Annotated in this window: 4 protein-coding genes; 2 read left to right on the top strand and 2 right to left on the bottom strand. The window is 48.6% G+C overall.

What is annotated here, in order from left to right; all coding sequences use genetic code 11:
- On the bottom strand, positions 1–1,040 hold a 1,040-nt coding region (locus AQR02_RS04885), incomplete at its 3' end, for an ABC transporter substrate-binding protein (RefSeq protein ID WP_245237132.1).
- Between the two features lie 314 nt (positions 1,041–1,354).
- A complete protein-coding gene (locus AQR02_RS04880) occupies positions 1,355–2,122 on the bottom strand; it encodes a response regulator transcription factor (protein ID WP_054939615.1) in 768 nt (255 codons plus the stop codon).
- A gap of 274 nt (positions 2,123–2,396) precedes the next feature.
- Here AQR02_RS04880 and AQR02_RS04875 point away from each other — a divergent pair, with 274 nt between their 5' ends.
- The gene (locus AQR02_RS04875; protein ID WP_054939614.1) at positions 2,397–3,347 is read left to right on the top strand and encodes a glycoside hydrolase family 113; all 951 of its coding nucleotides are present in this window, start codon (positions 2,397–2,399) and stop codon (positions 3,345–3,347) included.
- Between the two features lie 16 nt (positions 3,348–3,363).
- Positions 3,364–4,578 carry an AGE family epimerase/isomerase gene (locus AQR02_RS04870; protein WP_082451646.1) on the top strand — a complete coding sequence of 405 codons (1,215 nt, stop codon included), beginning with the start codon at positions 3,364–3,366 and terminating at the stop codon, positions 4,576–4,578.
- The last annotated feature ends 111 nt before the right edge of the window (positions 4,579–4,689 follow it).

Here is a 4,689-nt window from a genome sequence, read left to right as displayed (position 1 = left end):
CTTGCCGCTTCTTTGTTTTTGCTGTGGAGGCTGATACCCAGGTTGTAGTCATCGGACAGCGGTACAAGAATTTTGCTGGCATTGGTAGGGAAAGGCATGAAGCCGACATCATCAGGATTGGTAGCCAGTCCTTTGATTTGGCCGATCGCCCAGGAGCCGAGCATCATCGTACCGATTTTGCCGTTAGCCAGGTCAGCCTTGGAGGTTTCCCAGTCGGTTGTTGTAGGGTCTTCTTCAATCAGACCATTCTTCGCTGCGTCGTACATTACTTTGTACAGGTCGTAGTGCGGTTGTCCCTGTACGAAGTTGTCGTCGGAAGCAACCTGAGCGATATTTACATAGTCGCGGTCGCCGGCAACGGTAGCCAGATCAGCTTCCCATTGGGTCAGCGTCCAGCCTGCGGCATAGTTCGTATACAGCGGAACGGCATCGGTTTTGTCTTTGATGCTCTGCAAAGCCGTCTGGAACTGTTCAAAGGTTCTTGGAACTTCTGTAATTCCCGCATCCTTGAACACCTGCTTGTTGTAAATCACACCGGAGAAGTTAACGGTAATTGGAATACCGTAGGAAATACCGTCTACACTGCGTTCTTCAAGGCCTGTATACTGCTGTTCCAGATCGGACATCTTGCCCAGCGGCTCAAAGAAATCCGGAAGATCTTTAATGGCAACGCTTGTAGGCAGCAGCAGAACATCTCCGTAATCATTGGTGCTCATGCGGATCTTGATCTGATCCTCGTAGCTGGACAGCGCTTCGAAGTTGACTTTGACATTCGGATATTTCTCATTGAACTTGGCTGCATAGTCTTTGAATACGGTATCAACGATGTCCGTACGCTGCGTGATTACTGTGATATCACCTTTGATATCCTTAGCTGCATCACCTTCAGGGGCAGCAGTAGCCTCCGTACCTGTTCCTGTATTCCCTGCATTTGTTGCTGCTGCATTATCCGCGTTGTTGTTGTTCGATGAACAGCCTGCGAATAAACCCGCCATTAGCGTGAGTGCTGCCAAACTTGTAACTGCTTTGGTCTTCTTCATTGCTTTTTTGACCCCTCTCTTCGATTCACGGTAATTAATAACAAAAACCTAACAAACTTTTCGGGTTGAAACGATCAAAACGCTAAAACTACTTGCCTTCCGCTTAAATCGTCTTGAAAAGAGTGTTGGTATCGCTTACAAGCTTATTATAAATCGTTATCACACCCAAAACGATGGTTTCAATTGTTTTTTCTGGTCTTATATTTGTTATTTTTGTTTTGTTAATTTATTATTATGTTCAAAACAACGACAAAAAGGAGGGCTATCCGCCCTCCTTGGATAAAACCTTTCCTATTAATATGTGTAAAACAGGTTTAGCTTTTCGGAACCCTGCAACCGCTTTTATAATCTTTCGGAGTCATACCGCATATCTTTTTAAACAGCTTATTGAAATACACCGGGTCACTGTAGCCGACCATTTCCGCAATCTCATAATTTTTAAGATCAGGCCGCCCGGTCAGCAGCTCCTTAGCCCTGGCAATCCGTATTCCAATCAGATACTCCGTAATGGTCTGTCCGGTCTTATATTTGAATAAGCGGCTGATATAGCTGGCATTCATTCCAACCGTCTCCGCCAGCCGCTCCAGTTCAAAATTGTGGTTGTACTCTTTCTCCAGGATGCTCTTGGTCTGTTCGACTACATAATGCTCTCCGCCTTCGGACGCCTGCACCGCCTCCTGCTGCGGTTCAGCAGCCTTAAGCTTCTTGTTCTCCTCCACCCTCTTCAGCAGCTCATATAATTGTGATTTCTCAATGGGCTTGAGCAGATAATCCAGTGCGCCGAATCGCATTGCCCGCCGGGCATAGTCAAAATCACTAAAGCCGCTCAGCACTGCAATCGGCAGGTTCTTCATATGGCCGCGGGCTTCTTCTATCAGCTTAAAGCCGTCCATTCTCGGCATTTTGATATCCGTAATCAGCAGGTCGATGTCCTCTTCCGTTAAACCAGAAAGCTGGTTCCATGCTTCCAGGCCGTTGCCGTGAGAGCCGATAACCTCCACTTCCAAATCCATTCTGGAAGTAATCTTCTCAAGCCCACGGCGAATAACTTCCTCATCATCCGCTATCATGACTCTGATCACTTAGAAAATCGCCTCCAGTTGTAATATCCGTGCGGAATGATTGCGCTACCATTTCATTATAGGCTTCCTTCCTACAATATAAAATGTGCTGTGTTGCTCTTTTATAGTCTTCTGTTTACTTTACACATTTCCCCCTTGAAATCATACCTAAAAAGGGTTATAACTTAATTGTATTGTTGTTATCAATAACTAACATTTTTATAATAACAATATAACAAAGTGTAATTTTTGTTATGCTGTCAAAGCCTATATTTTAGTAAAGCGAGGTTTCCAAATGTCACTGCTGAATGAATACGTCGGAGGCGTTACCTGGGGCTTTATGGGCAGGCGCGGAACGTGGGCGCTCGATTCAGCCGCAACTTCAATGGAGCTTATGAAATCGGTTACCGGTGCGAATTGGACAGCCATCGCCTTCAGTGCTTTCCAAGCCACCCCGCAATCTACAGAAATTCCTTACTGGGAACTGCCGACAGTGACTGATGATGAGGTGCTGTGGGCCATCCGCAAAGCTAAGTCCCTGAAGCTGAAGGTCTGCCTGAAACCGATCGTCAATTGCGCAGACGGCACTTGGCGGGCTCATATCAACTTTTTCGACAAGGATGTTCCCTGCGAGCCCAAATGGTCGGAGTGGTTCCGCTCTTATACTGCCTTTATTCTGCATTATGCTGCGATCGCTGAAGAAAGCGGCTGCGAAATGTTCTGCATCGGGTGTGAGCTGGTTCAGGCGGACAGACGCGAAGCAGAGTGGCGGACTTTGATTGCTGAAGTCCGTAAGGTCTATAGCGGCGTTATTACGTACAATTGCGATAAGTATCAGGAGGATAATGTCACCTGGTGGGATGCGCTCGATGTCATTTCCTCCAGCGGCTACTATCCTGAACACGACTGGGAAGCTCAGCTGGACCGGATTGAAGCTGTGGTGAAGAAGCAGGACAAACCGTTTTTCTTCATGGAAGCCGGTTGTCCCAGCCGGACGGGCAGCGCCGCCATCCCCAATGACTGGACGCTGGAAGGTGAACCGAGCGAGGAAGAACAGAGCCGTTTCTACCGTGCTATGTTCGGCAGCTGTGAAGGCCGGGACTGGGTACATGGCTTTATGCTGTGGGATTGGCCGGCACGCCTCTATCAGCCTGAAGAAGCGCCAGTTAATGATGATTACTGTATGTACGGGAAGGCAGCGGCACCAGTGATCAAAGACTACTATACTTCCAAAATCAATGGTTAGGAGTGAATCATCTGCTATGAAGAATTCACCTGAACAATGGCTGAACGCGCTGGAGCAGGAGCTTCAGGACAATATCCTCGGCTTCTGGATGAAGCATACCCTGGATGAGCAGCACGGCGGGTTTGTCGGCGAGATTGACAATCAGCTGAATATTGTGGAAGGCGCCGGAAAGAGCCTTGTACTCAATGCGCGGATTCTCTGGACCTTTGCGACAGCTTACCGTACGTACCCTAAAGCCGAGTATCTCGCCATTGCCGAACGCGCCTACGGTTATCTGCTTGAGCATTTCCTAGACAAGGAATACGGCGGATTATATTGGATGGTGGATGCAGCGGGTGTACCTTCCCAGCTGAAGAAGCAGGTGTACGGCCAAGCCTTCGCGATTTATGCCCTGGCCGAGTATCATCATGCCACCGGACATGCAGAAGCCCTGGAGCAAGCTGTAGAGCTATTCCGTCTCTTGGAGAAACACGGCTACGATCCTCTTTATAAAGGTTATATTGAAGCACTCGCACGCGACTGGCAGCTGACCGATGACCTGTCCCTCAGCGCGAAGGATATGAACGAGAAAAAATCGATGAACACGCATCTGCATGTTCTCGAGGGCTATACAGGCCTTTACCGGGTATGGAAATCAGAGGAGCTGCGGGTCAAGCTGGCAGAACTGATTGAGACCATGCTAGAACACATCGTGGATGATGAAGGCAAGCATTTCCTCCTGTTCATGGACGAAGAGTGGAATGTGAAATCCGATATCATCTCCTACGGTCATGATATCGAAGGCAGCTGGCTGCTGGTGGAGGCTGCGGAGGTGCTTGGTGATGAGGAGCTTCTGCAGCGCGTCCAGAAGGTAGCCATCTCAATGGCAGAAGCCACACTTAACGAAGGTATCGACGCTGACGGCGGAATATGGAACGAAGCTGACAGCAATGGCTTAATCTCTAAGGACAAAGACTGGTGGCCTCAGGCGGAAGCCATGGTCGGTTTCTACAATGCCTACCAGCTGACAGAGGATGCCCGCTTCCAGGAAGCTGCCGCAGCGTCTTGGAACTTTATTGACAGCTACATGGTCGACCACAAGCTGGGCGAATGGTATTGGGGGGTAGACCACAATCTGCAGCCGGTGGCTCATGAGCCGAAGGTCAGCGCCTGGAAATGCCCTTATCATAACAGCAGAGCCTGCTTTGAAATGATCGCACGGCTTAAATCATCTATAAAGGAGACTATCTAAAATGACTTCAGTATTTGAGGAACGCAAAGCGCAGTTAACCGAACGCTATGAGGCACTGATTGGACGCAAAAATGAAAAGGTGCCTTTCGGCAACGGTATCTATGACCGTTA

It is taken from the genome of Paenibacillus ihuae, assembly GCF_001368795.1.
GTDB classification, from domain to species: domain Bacteria; phylum Bacillota; class Bacilli; order Paenibacillales; family Paenibacillaceae; genus Paenibacillus_AQ; species Paenibacillus_AQ ihuae.
The sequence above is the reverse complement of the archived record's forward strand: the minus strand, read 5'-3'. Positions and strand labels throughout refer to the sequence as shown.